The 18748-nt window shown below is 35.9% G+C and carries 9 protein-coding genes; 5 read left to right on the forward strand and 4 right to left on the reverse strand.

The window, feature by feature from the left end:
- Positions 1 to 521: 521 nt before the first annotated feature.
- Positions 522 to 1061 carry a macro domain-containing protein gene (locus tag N2201_04825; protein ID MCX7785534.1) on the reverse strand — a complete coding sequence of 180 codons (540 nt, stop codon included), beginning with the start codon at positions 1059 to 1061 and terminating at the stop codon, positions 522 to 524.
- Positions 1062 to 1374: 313 nt separating this feature from the next.
- Here N2201_04825 and N2201_04830 point away from each other — a divergent pair, with 313 nt between their 5' ends.
- The 3 genes from N2201_04830 (at position 1375) to N2201_04840 (ending at position 11473) form a co-directional block, all read left to right on the forward strand.
- Positions 1375 to 2985: a C25 family cysteine peptidase gene (locus tag N2201_04830; GenBank protein ID MCX7785535.1), complete on the forward strand. Its 1611-nt coding sequence runs from the start codon at positions 1375 to 1377 to the stop codon at positions 2983 to 2985.
- A gap of 258 nt (positions 2986 to 3243) precedes the next feature.
- Positions 3244 to 9150, forward strand: coding sequence for a C25 family cysteine peptidase (locus tag N2201_04835; protein ID MCX7785536.1), 5907 nt, complete (start codon positions 3244 to 3246; stop codon positions 9148 to 9150).
- 205 nt (positions 9151 to 9355) lie between these two features.
- Positions 9356 to 11473, forward strand: coding sequence for a T9SS type A sorting domain-containing protein (locus N2201_04840; GenBank protein MCX7785537.1), 2118 nt, complete (start codon positions 9356 to 9358; stop codon positions 11471 to 11473).
- A gap of 246 nt (positions 11474 to 11719) precedes the next feature.
- Here the strand turns inward: N2201_04840 and N2201_04845 are convergent, their stop codons facing one another.
- From N2201_04845 to N2201_04855, 3 genes are read right to left on the reverse strand one after another with little or no spacing between them, the layout of a single operon-like run.
- Positions 11720 to 12898 carry a (Fe-S)-binding protein gene (locus N2201_04845; protein ID MCX7785538.1) on the reverse strand — a complete coding sequence of 393 codons (1179 nt, stop codon included), beginning with the start codon at positions 12896 to 12898 and terminating at the stop codon, positions 11720 to 11722.
- Positions 12899 to 12958: 60 nt separating this feature from the next.
- Positions 12959 to 13966, reverse strand: a complete 1008-nt coding sequence (locus tag N2201_04850; protein ID MCX7785539.1) for an electron transfer flavoprotein subunit alpha/FixB family protein — start codon at positions 13964 to 13966, stop codon at positions 12959 to 12961.
- Positions 13963 to 14745 (reverse strand): electron transfer flavoprotein subunit beta/FixA family protein, encoded by a 783-nt coding sequence (locus N2201_04855; GenBank protein MCX7785540.1) that lies wholly within the window; start codon positions 14743 to 14745, stop codon positions 13963 to 13965. Before N2201_04855 ends, N2201_04850 begins: the two co-directional genes overlap by 4 nt.
- A gap of 346 nt (positions 14746 to 15091) precedes the next feature.
- Here N2201_04855 and N2201_04860 point away from each other — a divergent pair, with 346 nt between their 5' ends.
- Together N2201_04860 and N2201_04865 are read left to right on the forward strand one after the other, a co-directional pair.
- On the forward strand, positions 15092 to 17500 hold the full coding sequence (locus N2201_04860; protein ID MCX7785541.1) for a tetratricopeptide repeat protein: 2409 nt from the start codon (positions 15092 to 15094) through the stop codon (positions 17498 to 17500).
- 348 nt (positions 17501 to 17848) lie between these two features.
- Positions 17849 to 18694: a T9SS type A sorting domain-containing protein gene (locus tag N2201_04865; protein ID MCX7785542.1), complete on the forward strand. Its 846-nt coding sequence runs from the start codon at positions 17849 to 17851 to the stop codon at positions 18692 to 18694.
- The last annotated feature ends 54 nt before the right edge of the window (positions 18695 to 18748 follow it).

The following is an 18748-nucleotide window of genomic DNA, read 5'->3' on the forward strand; positions in this document are numbered from 1 at the left end:
TGAGTATTGTTTTTGGGGTTGTTGTGAAAGTAATTGTCGGATATATTCAGGAAGCAATTCAGGAAGCAGTTGTCAGAACAATTGAGTCTGCAATTCAGAGAGCAATTGACTCATAGTTTGGTTGGTGCTGGCGGATTTATTATAACCACAAAATCTCGTATTTCCGATTTTCTACAAAATTTGATTATATCTTCAAATTTCCGATTCTTTACTCGTGTCAAAATAAGAGAAAGCACGGTTTCAATCTCTGAACGCAAATTGCAAAACGCAGTATAACCGCTTAAAACTTAAAATTTCTAATTTATAAGTTTTGAACCCTAATTTTTCAGTTAATTGGTGTTGTCGCCTTGAAAGATTCTCAAAGGTCAAGAAACATCTGCTTTGAGGTCGGTTGGTTCACTCAAAAAGACAAAAGTCCAGTGAGCAATAAAAAATAATCCGAATATTGAGTATTGTTGGTGTTTGAGATTTTGGTCAAATCAACTATGTTTAGAATTATCAACTTCTCAAGCACTTACTAATTAGATGCGTAGTCGTTCAGCGGTCTGCTTATAGATTCGGAAGTCTTCATCTTTTAAGAGCACAATTCGGACTAAGTCAATGCCGTGATTTTTTCTTAAGAAATCTTTGATTGCGGTTAAAGCGATTTCTGAGGCTTCGCGAATCGGATAACCGTAAATACCTGTGCTGATTGACGGAAAAGCAATACTTTTAATACCATTTTCCAAGGCTAATTTTAGACAATTGAGATAAGTGTTTCGTAAATCGATTGCATCTTTTTCCCGATAACGAAAGACCGGTCCGACTGTGTGTATGACATACTTTGCCTTGAGATTATAACCTTTAGTTAATTTTGCTTCAGTAGTTTTACAACCACCTAAATTTTTACATTCTTCGGCTAATTCCGGACCAGCTGCACGATGAATTGCACCGGAAACACCTCGGCCGGGTTCTAAATTAGGATTTGCCGAGTTAACTATCGCTTCAGTTGTTTGTTGCGTAATATCACCTAAAACAATTTCCAAAGTTGACTTATTTATCCATGACCGCACTGGTGCCATAGAAAAGAATATATCCAATTTTATAAAAAAATCAAGAGGTCAAAAAGATATGAAAAGATTCAAAAATTGCTTTTGTTTCAGAAAAATTTAATGACAAATTGTTATTTTTCCTACTCAACTTTATCTTTTCAGAGAAGAATTTAATATTGACAGATTAAAAAATTATTGACTTTATAGATTTTTTAGTTATAATTATTATATAGCCAGCATTTTCGAACTGAGTTTACTCAAAACTGAGCAGTTGAGATTCTACCCAATGCTCAGAATGTCAAAAAGATTCAAAACTGGACCCTTTGTCGATGAAATTCAATAAATGAGAAAAATCATAATTTTACTTGTTGCAATTTATTCTGGAATTATCTTCGCGCAATCAGGCGCGAAGTATTTAATTATCACGCACGACGACTTTGCTAATGCCATTCAACCTTTAGCCCAATGGAAACATAAAAAAGGACTGCCAACAAGAGTTGTTACCCTTTCTGAGATAAACGCCACTCCCGAATCACTTTCTGCAATTAAACGCTATATCAGTAATGCTTATAATACTTGGAATCCAAGACCGGAATATGTGCTCTTAGTTGGAAGTCCTTTACATATTAAGACTGACCAGAATAAGTATGACGATTATTATGCGAACATAACTGGTGATTACAAAATGGAACTTTCCCTTGGCAGATTTTCCTGTTCCACTGCAGTGCATTGTAGTGTAATGGTTGCCAAGACACTTAATTATGAACGCACACCATATATATTAGACACACTTTGGTATAAAAAGGCAACTGGTATTGTGCGAGAAGACCTTGGTGCGGTCGATTCAGTTTATTGGGCAAATATGCGCTATATTTTTGGTTTATGGCAGAATGCCAATTTTATACATATTGATTCCTTTTCCAGACAAAGACAAGATTCTGCCCGGCATGTTATCTCAGCAATTGATGATGGTCGGACATTTGTCGTTTTTCGCGGTCAGGGTGTTGGTAATTGGTGGGCACCGTTTAATCTTGACCCGGAACAAACTAATAATGGTTTTAAGTTACCAATTGTGATTTCTGGAACTTGTGCTACGATAAATTTAAGTTATTTAGAACCACATTATCTGGGTGAGAGATTTCTAAGAGCCGGCAGTGTTAATAATCCTAAGGGTGCAGTTGCCTTTGTCGGCACAACCAATTCTGAAGCCGGTTCCGGATTAGCCCAACTCAGAGGAATAGTCACAGTAAATATTGCCAAAGCAATTTTCACTGAAGGATTTTATAAATTGGGTGACGCATTAAAAAGAGGTAAATTTCTGGCAGATTCCATAAGACCATCAGGATGGACTTCAATTCGCTACCGAGAATGGAATCTGCTTGGTGACCCAGAATTATGTATTTGGACCAGTGTGCCGAAAACTTTAAGCGTGATTTATGATTCAATAATCTCAAGTTCCCAGACCAATATTTCTGCTCAAGTTAAAATTGGCACAACACCATTACCTAATGCTTTAGTTTGTGTTATGAAAGATACGATTTACCGCTATGGCACAACTAATAGTAATGGCATAATAAATTTTACAATTCCACCGCAAAACTCTGGGATATTTTTTATCACCGTGACCGCAAGAAATTGTAAGCCGTTTGAAGGAACGATTCGCATTACAACCACTGAAGTTGAAGAATATTCAACAGTCAATAGTCAAAATTCAAAAATTATCTTCACCGTATCACCCAATCCCTGCCGAAATATTGTAAATATTAATTGGTTAATTCCTCAGGACAGATGGCAAATGACGATTTATGATGCCTTAGGCAGGCAAATTCCAAATTCTAAATTCCAAATTCCAAATTCCAAGTTAGATATTAGCGATTTGCCTAAGGGTGTTTATATGATTGTGATCAGAAGAAATGAAACTGAGCGTTTTGCTCAAAAATTAGTAAAAAGATGAAGCAAGTCAAAACAAGACGACCTTTTTGTTATTCTGAATTTTACGCGGTGCGTAGCGACTGCGAGCCGAAGGAACTCAAATATTCTATTTTTTCGCTGTTGAGATACCTCGCCCGTATTGGGCTCAGAATGACATCTGTTCACATTGTCATTCTGAGTGCAATGAAGGGTCTCAAATTGCTGTGTTCCTTTACTTTTGAGATTCTTTGGTCAGACAGAATTATTTATAGAGAATTAATGATAAAAAAGGAGCATTAAGATGAAAAAAGTTTTACTATTAATATTTACTATAATCAGTTTCAGTTTTGCTCTGAATGGCGCGAAATATCTCATTATTACCCACGATAATTTCTATAATGCAATCCTGCCTTTAGCCCAATGGAAACATAAGAAAGGTGTGCCCACAAAAGTAGTTACACTTTCAGAAATTGGTGCAACTCCAACTGCAATCTCAACTATTAAGAATTATATTGTTAATGCTTACAACACTTGGAATCCGAGACCAGAGTATGTTTTGTTGGTAGGTGCTCCCAATTTTATCTATAGTGAGAATAATGCTTATGATGATTATTATGGTAATATGACTGGTGATTATTTAATGGAGTTGCCGGTCGGGCGGTTTTCCTGTACTAATGTCAGCGAATGTAGTCTTATGGTGACAAAAACCCTGGGCTATGAACGCAGTCCTTATCTTACAGATTCTCTCTGGTTTAGAAAGGGAACGACCATAGTTAGAGAAGATAATGATGGTGGCACCAGTGATTCAATATACTGGGCAGATGTGCGGTATTGTGCAGGATTGATGAGTAATGCCGGTTATATTCAAATAGATTCGTTTTCTAAAAATCGCGGGCATTCATATATTGATGTTGAATCAGCAATTAATGATGGTAGGACCTATGTCCTTTTTAGAGGTCAAAGCGTAGGCTCAACTTGGTGGAGCCCATTTGGTGTAACACCTAGTTCTTTAGTTAACGGGTTTAAATTACCGGTCATTATTTCAGCGACTTGTTATACAATGAGTTTAAGTGGTAGTCTATATTTAGGCGAAAGATTTATGAGAGCAGGCAGTGTAACAAATCCGAAAGGTGCGGTTGGATTTTTAGGCACTACCCAAAGCGGTAGCGGTATTGCACAATGTCGGAGTGCAGTTGCTAAGGGATTTTTCCGGTCAATATTCAATGATAAAATTTATAAACTTGGAGATGCTTTTAAGCGTGCAAAATTTATTGCCGATTCAATATACCCTACTAATTGGACAACTGTTCGCTACCGCGAATGGAATCTGCTTGGTGACCCAGAACTTAATCTCTGGACTAATAAGCCGAGACAATTAACTGTCTTGCACGATACAATAATTTATACTGGACTCCAAACATATACCGTCACAGTAAAAATCGGCACGACTTTTCTGAATGATGCTTTAGTTTGTCTAATGATGAACGACAGTGTGATTTATCAATATGGTTATACCAACAGTTCCGGGACTGTCAGTTTTTCCATTGACCCACCAACACCAGGAACTATGTCTGTCACTGTTACTGCGGTTAATTGTATTCCTTATGAAAAAAATGTTACAGTTCAACTTGGCGGTAATGTTCACGATGTTGGTATTCTCGCAATTCTTGAACCCACAGGCACAATTGGCTCAGGAACAAGTGTTTATCCCAAAGTTTTAATTAAGAATTATGGCACTTATACTGATACTTTTCCGGTGACATTTAAGATTGGCTCAGTATATACACAAACAATTAATCAGGTAGTTTTAGGTCCAGGAGATACTGTCACAAAACAATTTCCTGTTTGGAATGCGACTTTAGGCACATATGCTACTAAAGCATACACGGCACTGAATAATGACCAATGGCGAGCAAATGATACGGCATTTGGCTCATTTAGTGTTGTGCCACCTATAGATGTTGGTGTTGAGTCCATAATAAGCCCATTACCATTACATTATGTCTTAATAGGGTCATCGCTGATACCTCAGGCAAAGATAAAGAACTACGGAGCCGGTAACGCTTCAAATTTCTTTGTCATTTGTTCAATTGTAAACTCTAATGGCTATTTAAGACATACAAACACGCAAACAATTTCATTGGCAGGCGGCAGAGATACGACGATAAATTTCAGTTCTTGGATACCCACAGCATCTGAATTATGCACTGTTAAAATAAGAACATTCCTTGGAGGCGATGTCAATTCCAATAATGACAGAAAGACCGGAATCACTAATATCATCCAAATTTATCAAGTGACCATCGGCACGGCTACAACCAACGACCGTTTTCCTTTTGACCGCTTTTATAACTATTCTACCCATGAAGCGATATATCTAAAATCAGAAATAAATATTAATACTTCAGCAAAAATAACCCATATCGCATATGAGCGACATTCAGGGGCTAATACTTCCCCTATTGAAAATGTTAATATTTATATGCGGCATACTACTGCGACTACCCTTGCCAGTGGCTCAATTACTCTGCCACCAACTTCACCATATCAATTAGTCTATAGCGGAACATTTCCTAATGACGAAGGTGCCGGTTGGCGCGAAGTCGCATTGCAAACACCTTTCTATTATAATAACACGGATAATCTTCAGATTTTAATTGTTAAAGGTTATCAATCGTGGATTAATGATTATCCAATGTGGCGTTATACGGCGACTGCAACTTATCAAACTCGTCGAGCAAGTAGCGATGCAAATCAACCAACTTCTTTAACTGAAACCTATAATCGACCTAATATTGCACTTAAATTTTCATTACCTTATAATTATGATGTTGGCGTTGCCAGCATCCCATCACCTTCAGAAAGAGTTGTTGCTGGAACTCCGCAAAATGTAATTGCTGTGCTAAAAAATTACGGGTTAAATTCAGCCACTTTCTCAGCCAGAGCAATTGTAACGGATAGTTTATCGGGCACAATTGTTCTGCTTAAAGATTCAATAAACACTTTGATGCCAGATTCAAATCGTTCAGTCGACTTTGGTCAGTTTACGCCTGTTTCTAATCGAGTATATAATATTTTAGTATTTACAGCGCTTATTGGTGATGAATATAATAATAATGACACCTTAAAAGGACGCACCAGAACAACGCCAGCAAGTGACCCGGATGGTGCCGGATATTTTTATGAATCAACCCATAATTCAATTTATGGTGATACGGTCACTTATAATTGGTTTGATGGTTCTACTGGTGTGCAATTAACTGGTTGGTCACCAAGTGCTGATGATGGAAATGTTAGAGTGGCTTTACCTTTTACTTTTCCCTACTACGGCCAACCATTATGCACTGTTTATGTCAACACTAATGGTTTTTTACAATTTCCGACAACATTTACATCCAATCAAATAGCAAATCAACCGCTTCCTTATGCATCAATTAATAACTTTATTGGACCATTATGGGATGATTTAGACTTAAGAACTCTTTACTCTCCACCTGGAAGAGTTTATCAATACAATGACCCCAGTAATCAGTTCGTCGTGTTTCAATGGGATTCAGTTCCTCGGTATAACCAGACTGCTCAACGCAATACCTTTCAAATAATTCTTTATAAAGATGGACGCATTAAATATCAGTATAAACGCGTATCAACTGTTGCTCAAACCAGTAGCACAGTTGGCATTCAAGGTGGCAATGGCGCTAATAATTATTATTTGCAGTATAATCATAATGGTTCACCAAGTGCCCATATTCCGACTTCGGGAACTGCAATCCTGTTTAATTTTAATAAAGATGTCGGACCAATATCAATTGAAGCACCGTCTAATGTTGTTGATTCCGGAGAGGTTGTTACTCCTGTTGCGGTTGTGCATAATTATGGACCTAATCCTGCAAATATAAGTGTTAAATTTGAGATTAATGATGGATATGCAAATACGCAACAGGTTACAGTTCAAGGGCACTCAAGTCAAATTGTCGGTTTTGCACCGTGGACTGCACGATATTTTGGAACTTTTACAACGAAATGTTCAACTTTATATGCTGATGATTATAATTCAGGAAACGATAAAATTACCGGCAGTGTCAAAGTAAGATTTCACGATGTCGGCGCATATCAAATCGTCTCACCAAAAGATACTCAAATTCTTGGCAGTTTACCGGTTTCGGCTAAATTTAAGAATTATTATACCCGAACTGCTTCTTGTTCAACTAAATTCATTATCCGTAATGCCAGTGGCAATATCGTCTTTAATCAAACAAGATATGTATCTAATCTTTTACCTGATAGTATAAGACTTGTTAATTTTGGTAATTTCAGTGCTCTGCCAGGAAAATATTATACTCAAACATATACTATGCTTGCGACTGATGATAATACCTTAAATGATACCCTAAAAGATTCAGTTTATGTTGTCTTAAGTGCACCAGTTTTAACATCACCGCTTACTTCCGAAACCTTAAATACTTCAACTCCATCTTTTGCTTGGCAGAATGTAACAGGTGCCACTGCCTATCAGATTCAGGTTGCCGACACTTATAATTTTTCTTCACTAATAGTCGATACTATTGTCTCAAATACCGAATATCAACACCTAACTCCGCTGAGAAATGGTAAATATTATTGGCGAGTTAGAGCCGGTGTTCCTTATAGTTATTGGTCAGAAGTAAGGATATTTATCATCAGGACTTCAGTTTACCTGATAGCACCACTTCCTAACGCCATATTAAACACTCGCACACCGTTCTTTGATTGGCAGGATGTGAATAATGCGACGCAATATGAACTGCAAATTGCCAACAATGTTAAGTTTTCCTCACCTATTGATACGATTGTTTCCATTTCTCAATTTCAGATGCCATCACCAGGCTTGAATGAAGGCAATTATTTTTGGCGTGTGCGTGCTGGTTTACCTTATGGTCAATGGTCAGAAACAAGACAATTCACAATTACTTTATCCCAACCAGGTTGGCAAAGGATAAATCAACCATTTCCTTCTAATGTTGTCGGCAAAGGAGTTAAAGATGGCGGTGCAATGGTCGCAGTTAATAGTAATCTCTATGCTTTCCGCGGTAATAAATCTAATGAGTTCTATATGTTCAATGGCACAAATTGGGTATCAAAAGAAACAATGCCGTTTGGTAAGAAACCTCAAGACCCGACTAAATACAATATAAAACGAGTAGGAAAAGGTTCAGCATTGTGCTTTGATGGTGCAAATAAAATCTATGCAACCAAAGGTAATCGAACCCAAGAGTTCTGGGTATATAATATTTCCCAAAATCGTTGGACCGCCAAAGCCTTTATTCCTGCTGATAATGGTGCTAAAGGCGGAACCTCGCTTGTTTTCTACAATGGTAAAGTCTATATGCTGCTCGGCGGTAGAAAATATGGTGAGCCTAATTTCTTTGTCTATGATACCACATCTAACCAATGGAGTAGTTTGAATTCAGCACCGGCACCAGATTATAAACCTTACAAAGATGGTAGTTGCCTTGTGTTGTTAAGAGATACAATTTTCGCACTCAAAGGAAGTGGAAAAGACAACTATTTCTTTGCTTATAATATTCAAGCCGATGTTTGGAGTCAGCGTAAAACTCTGCCTTTAATTCATCCTCAGATAACTCAAGCCAAAAAGGTTAAAGATGGTGGTGCAATGGCTACGGACCAGAATGTTATTTATGCAATTAAAGGTGGTGGTGCGCAAGACTTTTGGCAATATCTGCCTGGGATAAATAATTGGATAAATCTTAATGGGATTCCAAAGATTGATGACAAATCAGTGCCTAAATCTGGTGCCAGTCTTGCCTATACTAATGGAAAAGTCTATCTGCTCAAAGGTAATAATACTACTGAGTTTTGGCAATATACACCAATGCCCACTGAACTATCTCAACCAGAACCGCTAATAAATACTTCATTGATGACAGAAAAGAATATAAATATCTCTGACTTTACATTTAGGGTCACACCCAATCTGATTGATGATGAGACAAAAATCCATTTTTCGGTTCAATCGCTGACTCGAGTTCAAATAAAGTTATATAATAATATAGGCCAATACTTGGAAACACTTTCCGATGATTATTATCAAACAGGAGCGCATTCTCTTCAGGTTTCAACTACTCATCTCAGCAAAGGCATCTATTTCATACATTACAAGGATTTAACCAATAATAAAAATTTAATTGTAAAAATAATAAAAAAATAAGACAACATAAAAAAATGAGAACTTGCAAATTCAGTTTTTATCCGGTTCTTCTTTTGGGAGAATTCTTAAAAATCATAAAAAAATAATAAAACGAAATAACCAGATGGCAGAAAAGACGATGATAAAGAAAGGATTGACACGATATCAACATATTCTTTCTTATCTCGTCTTAAAATTTTGCTATTCTGGATAAAATGGAGGCATTATGCCAAAAATAAATAAAATAATGCTTTTAGCCGTGTTTTTTATGTGCTCGCTCTTAATTGCTCAGCCAACACAAGTCTTTCCTCCGAATGGTTTTATAATTTATGACGCAACACCTTGGTTTGATTGGACTGATGAGAGTGGGGCAATTGAATATCGGTTGCAGATTGATGAGACCAATGACTTTGGTTCACCAATAATTGATAAGGTCGTTCCAATTTCCGAGGATTCCATTCCTGACTTCCAATCATTGCCTGAGTCTTTATATTATTGGCGGGTGCGAGTGGAAAATCCCTTAGGCGATTGGAGTGACATTTGGACAGTAAGGGTTCAACTTAAAGGTCCGGATTTACTACTACCAGAACCCGATGCGGTTATTAATGACCCAACACCAACATTTATTTGGTACTTACTTGGTGGCGCAGCCAACTTCCGTATTACCATTACTCCAGAAGGTAGTGCAATCCCAATTGTTGACTCAACATTTATGGATACGGTCTTTACCTGCCCAATAACTTTAACCGAAAATCTCTATTATTGGGATGTTCAAGCCTATGATAGTATTGGTAATCCAAGTGCAATCAGTACCAGGTCGTTTATAATTGATATAACTCCACCTAATATTCCCAGTTTAAGTTCACCACCAGATGATACAGTATTTACGACATCAAATGTATCCTTTTCCTGGAGTCCAGTTTCTGACGCAGTAATTTATAATCTGGTAGTTTATAGTGCAAAAGATGAAGTGGTTAATATTACAACATCTAATACATTTTATTCAACAACGTTTAACGAAGGATTTTATGAGTGGAAAGTGCGGGCACAAGATGTTGCAACCAACTGGAGTGATTATTCTTTAGCCCGTGGATTTAGTGTTATTCTAAGTCCAGCGGGTTGGGCAATTAAAGAATCAGTTCCGACTACTCCTGGTAAAAAGGGTATTAAAGATGGTGGTGCTTTAGTTTGTCATCAAGGAGTGCTCTATGCGCTTCAAGGCGGAAACTCAGTGAACTTCTTTGCGTATGAAAATGGAACATGGTCAGCGAAGTGTTCAATACCTTATGCACTAAAACCGAATGGCAAACCTGATAAAAAACGCGTCAAGGCCGGCGGTGCTTTAGTTGCTAAAGGTTGCACATTATATGCCTTCAAAGGTGGTAATACTTCTGAATTCTGGGCATATATTACGAATGAAAACCGATGGATACAAAGAACTTCAATTCCCCTTGGTCCGGCCAATTCTAAAGTTAAATCCGGTGGTGCATTAGTAGTTCATAATGGACTAATTTATGCCTTTAAAGGTGGCAATACTAACGAATTCTGGATGTATAATCCGGCGGACTCATCTTGGACACAGCAGACAAGTTTAAATACTTCAGATGGCAAAAAGATAAAAGGCGGTGCAGCATTAGTCTCTAAAGGCGATACGATTTATGCATTTGTCGGTAATAACACAAAACATTTTTATGCCTTTGCTAATGGGAATTGGACTCAAAAGGCAAACGCAATGTTCGGTACACCAAAAACCATAAACAAAGGCATTAAAGATGGTGCGGCATTAGTCGTATTGGCTGATAAGATTTATGCTTTCAAAGGCGGTAATACTCAAGACTTTGGTTTCTATGATGTATATACCAATACTTGGAATACTGCCGAGACGATTCCTGTCGGACCGTATAATAAAAAAGTAAAGCAAGGTGGCTCTTTAGCCGTAAAAGGTGTCAGCATTTACGCACTTAAAGGCGGAAACTCAAAAGAGATGTGGTGCTATACACCTTCATTAGAAAAATCAGAAATCAAAAACCCAATGTCAAATATCCAACAGATGGAAAATTCCAAATTCCAAATTCTACATTCCAAATCTACGATAAATGTCACACCAAATCCATTTTCCCAAGTAACTACTATTCATTATACAGTGCCGATTTCAAGCAAAGTTTCACTCAAACTGTATAATGCCAATGGAGAATTGATAGCAAATCTGCTGGAAGGTTATCAGAATGCTGGTTCACACTCCTTAAAAATCAAAACTTCGACATTAGGAATTAATAGCGGAATCTACTTCTTAAAATATGAAGATGCTAATCACCAAATGAAAACGAAATTGATAGTTAAGTAAACTACTACTTAAAACTCAAAGGGTGGGATATACTCTCCCACCCTTTTATTTTTATTAATCGTTCAAAGAATTTGTCTTTCCTCAAGCACAGCGTACCTGAAAATGCTCAAAACATTATTATTCTTCAATATTTTCAATTCTTTCTTACCCATTTCTCAGATAGACAAGGTCGTAAATTATATCATTTCTAAGTATATACAAAGGATCTTAATTACCAACAAATGCTATAAAATTGACAATCTTTATTTAGAGAGCTAAAGACTCAGCCAGAATTTCTGCAATATCTTTTATCTCTATGTCTCCTTGCATTGTTTTGACGCTGTCTTCAAACATTATCATACAATAAGGACAAGCAATTGCTAAGATTTCTGCACCAGCATCAATTGCTTGTTGAATGCGAATATCAGACATTCGTTCACCCTTTTGCCAATCTAACCATAATCCACCACCACCAGCACCACAGCAGACACTATCTTTTTTAGTAAAATTTTCTATTTCTAATAATTCTAATTCAGGTATGCTTTTTAACACCGCTCTGGGTTCTTCGTAGATATTATTCTGTCTGCCAAGCGTGCAAGGGTCATGATATACAACTTTCTTTTTTATTGGTTTAGACGGTATAATTTTCTTATCTTGAAGTAGTTGGAAGAAAAGTTGGGATGTGTGGACTACTTCAAAATCACATCCCAGTTCTTTGTAATCATTCTTATAAGCAGTATAACAATGGGGCGAAGTAACGAGTAGTTTTCTGACACCTTGTTTTTTTAGGGCATTAATATTATTATTAGCAATTTCCGTAAAGATTTTTTCTGCACCGATGTTTCTTATTGCTTCAGAACAACAAAAGACTTCATTGTTGACTAAACCAAAAGAGACATCAGATGATTTTAGCACTTTAACTGTCGCCTCGGCTATTTTTCTGATTTGCGCATCATAAGCCGGGATACAACAGGCAAAATAAGCATATTCTAAATTGGGAAGATATAAAGGCACATCAAATTTATTTGCCCAGTTATTTCTTTTTTCAGGAGTCTCACCTTGAGGATTACCCGAACTATAGATTTTAGTAACAATGTCTTTAAGTGTTTTAGGTATGGCTTCATAGTCAATTAAGAGTCGGCGAATTGCTCGGACAATATCACCTATGTTAACACCTCTTGGACAATAAGCCAGGCAATTATCACAACCAACACAACGAAAGAGTTCTTCAACTTCTTTTTCAATTTCTGCTTTATCTTCACTGGACATAACATTACCGAGTTTGACATTATGCGGAATTCGATTAACTATAAAATCAACTTTTTCAATTTGAAACCAAGGACATAAAGCCGTACACATGCCACATTGATAACACTTGTAGGCATCAGTCGCACCGAGTTCAATAATTGCATCTCTGATTTCCTTAGAAATTGTTATAATGTTCATTTTATCTTAATTTTACTTTTATTAATATTAGATAATAAAAGTTTTATAGGTGCGTTCGGCTTAAGATTTCAATTCTTTTATTTTAGTTGCTAAAATTGGAACAATTTTTAATAAATCGCCGACAACGCCATAATGGGCAACGGAAAAGATTGGTGCTTCTGGGTCTTTGTTAATCGCAATAATGGTTTCTGAGTTTTTCATTCCGCTGATATGTTGAAAAGCACCGGAAATACCTAAGGCAATATAAAGTTTCGGCTTAACAGTTTTTCCTGAAGAACCAACTTGCCGGTCTTTGGGAAGCCAACCCGCATCGATAATCGGTCGGGTGCAAGCAAGCGTCGCACCAATATCATTAGCAAAGTTCTCAATCATTGTTAAGTTCTTTTGTTCTTTAATGCCACGACCAACTGCCACAATAATATCGGCTTTGGTGATATCAATACCGGTCGTCGGAACTTCGCCGTATCCTAAAAACTTAAATCTTTCAGGAATTGACGGGTCAATTGCCAAAGGAAGTTTTTGAAGATTAGCGGATAGTTGAGGAATTTTAGGTAAGGAAAAGATTTTTTCAAAAGAGCCAGTGCGAACTGTGACCATTGCCGGTGTCTTCTTGCTAATAAATTCAGCAGTAACTTTACCACCATACATTTGCCGGCGAACGAGTATTTTTTCTGAACTGATTTCAAGGTCAAAAATATCAGTTAAAAGAGGCAGGGAAAGTGAACCGGCTAAGTAAGGTGCCAAATCCGTGCCAAAACCCGTATGACCAATTATTGTTAATAAAGGACGCGTCTCTTGGATTATTTTTGCAAGCACCGGTAAATAAATTTGGGTATTGAAATTTTCCAGCAGTTTGTCTTCAACACAAATGATATTATGACAATAAGACTTTATCGTTTCAACAATCGGTTGACAATTATCACTCAAAACAATACCGGTAATCTCATATCCTTGGGTATGGGCAATTTTATGGGCTAAGGTCAGCATTTCGTAACTAATATCTTTAATCTGTCGCTCTCGGTGTTCAATTAAGACCGCAATTGATGCTAAAGATTTATTTTGACTCATAAGCCCACCTTTTCTTTGATGATACCAGTTAATTTTGCTGAGATTTCATCTTCGCTACCAGTAATAAATTCGGCTTTGGCTTCGACGACCGGATGATACATCTTTTCCAGTTCGACTAAACTCTCAAAGGTATTAGGGTCAATATTTAGTTTTACTGCATCAAAGACTTCAATTGGCTTTGCGGCAGCTTTTTTGATACCGATAATAGAAGGGTATCGGGGAGTATTAATGCCAGTTTGAATGGTTAATAATGCGGGAAGGGGCATTTCTTTCTTTTCTAAAATACCCCCTTCTAATTCGCGGTCAATTCGTAATTTAGTGTTATCAATAACTTCGATTTTATTAACATAAGCCGCTGAGGGAATATTAAGTAATGATGCTAAAGTTGGACCAATTTGCGAAAATCCGTCATCAGTAGCAATACAGCCTGTCAAGATTAAATCGTATTTAATTGGAGAAATTGCATAATAGAGTGCTTTAGCGGTAGTCCAGGCGTCACCTTTTTCAAATAAACTATCAGTAAGCCGAATTGCTCGGTCTGCACCTTTTGCCAAACCCATTCGAAGAATCTCATCCGATTTTTGTTCACCCACAGTTATCAAAGTTATCGTGCCCCCCAACTTCTCTTTTAATAATAATGCCGATTCTAAAGCATAATTGTCGGCTTCATTAGTTGTGTAAATTAATCTAACTTTCAGAATATCTTTGCCTGAACTATCAACCCGAACTTCAGTTTCTGAAGTATCGGGAACCATTTTAAGACAGACAATTATATCCACAAAGACTCCTTTCTTATTTCATAATTTAAGATTTATGATTTCTCTTAATTTATAACCAAAAGTTATAATTTTGAATCGTTGTATAAAGTTACTTTTCATATCTGAGCACAATTTTATGTTAATTTAGAATTATATTAAAATTATAGTAAAAATCAAGATGAACTGCTTTAGATAGATTACAGCCTGAATCTTGACGAAACCGATAAAAGTTTTATACTTTTTAATAAGAAATCTAAAATTGAATACCCGTTCGCTGCCAATTAAATTTATCGATTTAATAACACTATTATACTCAAATAAAATGAAGACGATGCCTAAAAAAATTTAGATTTAACATAAGAAGAAGATGTTATCACTATACACCTTTTTATTAATTGTTCTCTGTAGTATTTCTAACTTCTTGAACGCTAATGATATTAATTTATGCTATAACCTTAGGGAATTTAACAAAGTTAAAGCCTTAGCAATATTAAATCTTAACCTCCAGCCATCCGGCATCTTTAATTTTGATAAATTATTGATGATTGGTAAGGCTGATTTCTATTCCCAAAAATTTGTTTCCGCCCAAAGATATTTTCAAAAAGCATTAAAAGTTGCGGATGACAGTATTAAAAAATCTGTCGCTGGTTATTGGTTAGGTCGAAGTTTTCTTGAGCAAAACAGTAATGAAAAAGCAGTCGATTATTTTAATCAGATTATCCAATATAACCAAAACCCCGAACCGGATTTTCTTTTTTATTACGGTATTGCATTATACCGACTGGGTCGTTATCCAGATGCGCTAAATTGTTTTCTCAATTATGAGAATCGAACAAAACCTGAACTCCATCCAAAAGAGTTACCCTTTTTTATTGGTGTGTCGGCTTTGTGTAGTCAGAATTTTGAATTATCGGAAAAATATCTTATTTCTGCAATTTCAAGGAAAGACGAAATTTCCAATCCGAAAGTAATTTCAGAACTCTTATATTTATTAAGTTTGAATTACTATTTGACCAATAATAAAGAACACAGTATAAATATTTTGAAGAACTTAAATGTTGCTGACCAAGGGTTACAAAATAAGATTAAATTAGTCTTGGGAACATTGTACTCCGAAAAAAAAGATTATAAAAATGCAATTAAAGAGTTTAATACCATAGTGTTAGACACTTTGAATGAATTAAAAGAACAGGTTTATTTCCGAATTGGCTTTGCGTATCTTAAAATGCGTCAACCAGAAAAAGCATTACAATATTTTGATTCACTAATCATAAATTATCCTAATTCATCATTAAGTGCCCTGGCATTATATAATACCGGAAAAATTTATCAGGCACAAAATAAATCTATCCGAGCCAAAAGGGCTTATCGTAAATTATTAGCCACCTATCCTGATAATCCATTAATTGAAGAAGCAACATTTAATTTAGCAAATATCTTATATCAGGAGAAGAATTATTTAGAAGCGGTTACAATTTATGAGAAATTGTTAAAAGATTTTCTCCAATCTCGTTTTCGTAAAACTGCTTTATTTAATTTGGCTTATAGTTATTATAATTTGGCTAATATTAATAAAGCCCAATTTTACGCTGAGCAATATACTAAAGAATATCCTAATTCCGATGACGCTTTTGAGATGTATTATATTTTAGGCAAAATTGGTGCTCAGAACAAAGATTACAATTATGCGATTCAGAACTTTTCTAAAATAACGCAGGGTAATTTATACGCCTATGCCTTGAAAGGAATTGCTGATATTTATTTTGCTTTGGACAGTTTACAACGAGCGGTCGATTTCTACAACTTAGCCGAAAAAAACAGCGCAGATACATTGCTTGATTTAGTAAGATATAATCGGGAAGCAGTCTATTTGAAACAGGGCGTTTATCCCAATGAGATTATAATGCGGAAGTCTTATTTAGAAAAGTATCCCCAATCTTTCAATCGTGCTAAAATTCAATATGAGATTGGACATTATTATTATTTGAACAATAAGTTCGACACTGCAATAGTTGAATTAGAAAAAGTTAGAACAATAGATACAATTTCAACTTTGATTCTAAATGCTGAAATTGAGAAGTCACAAAGTTTAGCGCTCTTAGGAGATACCACCCAAGCAATTAACAATTACTTGAAAATAATTCAAGAATTCCCTAATGCCGACATTATATTTAAGCCCTTATCAGCAATTGCCCATCTCTATTATTCAACTGCCCAATATGATAGTGCAATAATTTTTTATAATTGGCTTATTAGAGATTTTCCGAATGCGAATGAAACAGAGTCTGGTTATAGAGGATTAGCAAAGTCATATTACAGTTTAGGAAGAACAGATGAAGCAATTAAAATATTAGAAAAATTTAAGCAAAAGTATCCTCACTCGACAATGTTGCCGAATGTTTATTTAGAATTGGTTGACTATTATATTGAAATGGGTAAATATACTTTAGCCGAAAATACGATAAAGGAACTATTCAGGAAAATTGGAAAATCCGGTGATGGTTTTTTTCGATTAGGAACTATTTACAAAAAACGAGGGAAATTAGACGAGGCATTAAATTATTTTATTAATGCCTATAACACCTATCGTCAAGAAAAAAGTTCGGCAATGTTAGGTTTAACCTTATATGAAGCCGGTAATGTCGCAATTGAATTAAAGAAATGGCAAAGGGCAAAAGAATTCTTTGAACGGTGCCTTAAAGAATCAGAAGATGAACGACTGCGTATTTCCGCCCAAGATAAACTGAACCAAATCCAAGAAAAATTAAAAGATTAATATAACATCAACTGACGCGATGGGGTTCATTGTTCAAAAAAGGTAATTATTATTTAAGATTATCAAGATAGAACTTTTATATACTTAATATATAAAATCCAGATTTTAATTACTATCTAACAGCAAATTAACAATATATATTGGTTTCAAAGCAGAATTTACACCCTAAAGTTTACTTAGATACTGACATTCCCTATATGATTTGAGATAGCGCTTCACATTATTTTTAATATTAGGTTTTTAATTTATTTTTATACTTCTACCCTTATTTTCTAAAATGATTTTCAAACAACCAAAGGTGGCACTTCAATTGATTTTGATGAATCATCAGGTTTACTCTATGTTTTAGTGGGTGCACAGAAACTTGAATATAACAACTTCTTTTCCTATAATCCATCAGGAAAAACTTGGGCGACATTCCTAAAAACTCAACCTGGTCTATATAACAAAGCATGGAAAGATGGCAGTTGCATTAGAAAGATCGGCAATAAAATTTATGCAGCAAAAGGTGGTGACAAATATAATGCTTTCTGGGTTTATGACATTGGCACTAATAATTGGGATGAAATCGAATCCTGTCCGCAAAATCACCCGAATCTTGGAAAGAAGAATAAATTTGGTGATGGCACGGCAATTTGCACAGATGGCAGTGTGATTTATCTGATTAAAGGTAAAGGCAAACAAGACTTTTGGATGTATACTCCGTCATCTAAAGGGCTTTGGACTGGACTGTGCACCATTCCCAGATACGGTATAAACTATAAGAAGTCAGTGCCAAAAACCGGCGCGTCGCTGGCTTATGCTGGCAGTAGAGTTTGGTTAATCAAAGGAAATAAACTTAATGAATTCTGGCAGTATGTCCCAGAAGAAAAATCAAAAATCAAATATCAAATATCAAATATTTCACCAGCAATACAAAGCAATCCTACGCCGATATTAGAATTTCATCTTGATGTGAAACCCAATCCATTTACCCGATTTACAACGATTAATTACAATGTGCCAGTTTCAGGAAAAGCCTTAATCAAACTTTACAATGCATCCGGAATCCTCATTAAAACTCTTGTAGATGAATATCTCAATGCTGGTTCGTATGCAATCAGCCTTTCTGACAAACATTTAACAAAGGGCGTTTATTTCTTACGATACGAGCACAACACCAACACCAAAGAAATTAAACTCATCCTCCAATAAATTGTGAAAAAACCAAATCAGGGGGCGAGACTTCGCCCCCTTATTATTTATTTT

The sequence above is a fragment of the candidate division WOR-3 bacterium genome (assembly GCA_026418155.1).
Classification (GTDB): Bacteria; Hydrothermota; Tepidihabitantia; order Tepidihabitantales; family CAIPLT01; genus JAOABV01.

Bases quoted from the DNA above. Each gene is read 5' to 3' on its own strand.
- N2201_04825 (MCX7785534.1), bottom strand. From the start codon at position 1,061: ATGGCACCAGTGCGGTCATGGATAAATAAGTCAACTTTGGAAATTGTT.
- N2201_04830 (MCX7785535.1), top strand. From the start codon at position 1,375: ATGAGAAAAATCATAATTTTACTTGTTGCAATTTATTCTGGAATTATC.
- N2201_04835 (MCX7785536.1), top strand. From the start codon at position 3,244: ATGAAAAAAGTTTTACTATTAATATTTACTATAATCAGTTTCAGTTTT.
- N2201_04840 (MCX7785537.1), top strand. From the start codon at position 9,356: ATGCCAAAAATAAATAAAATAATGCTTTTAGCCGTGTTTTTTATGTGC.
- N2201_04845 (MCX7785538.1), bottom strand. From the start codon at position 12,898: ATGAACATTATAACAATTTCTAAGGAAATCAGAGATGCAATTATTGAA.
- N2201_04850 (MCX7785539.1), bottom strand. From the start codon at position 13,966: ATGAGTCAAAATAAATCTTTAGCATCAATTGCGGTCTTAATTGAACAC.
- N2201_04860 (MCX7785541.1), top strand. From the start codon at position 15,092: ATGTTATCACTATACACCTTTTTATTAATTGTTCTCTGTAGTATTTCT.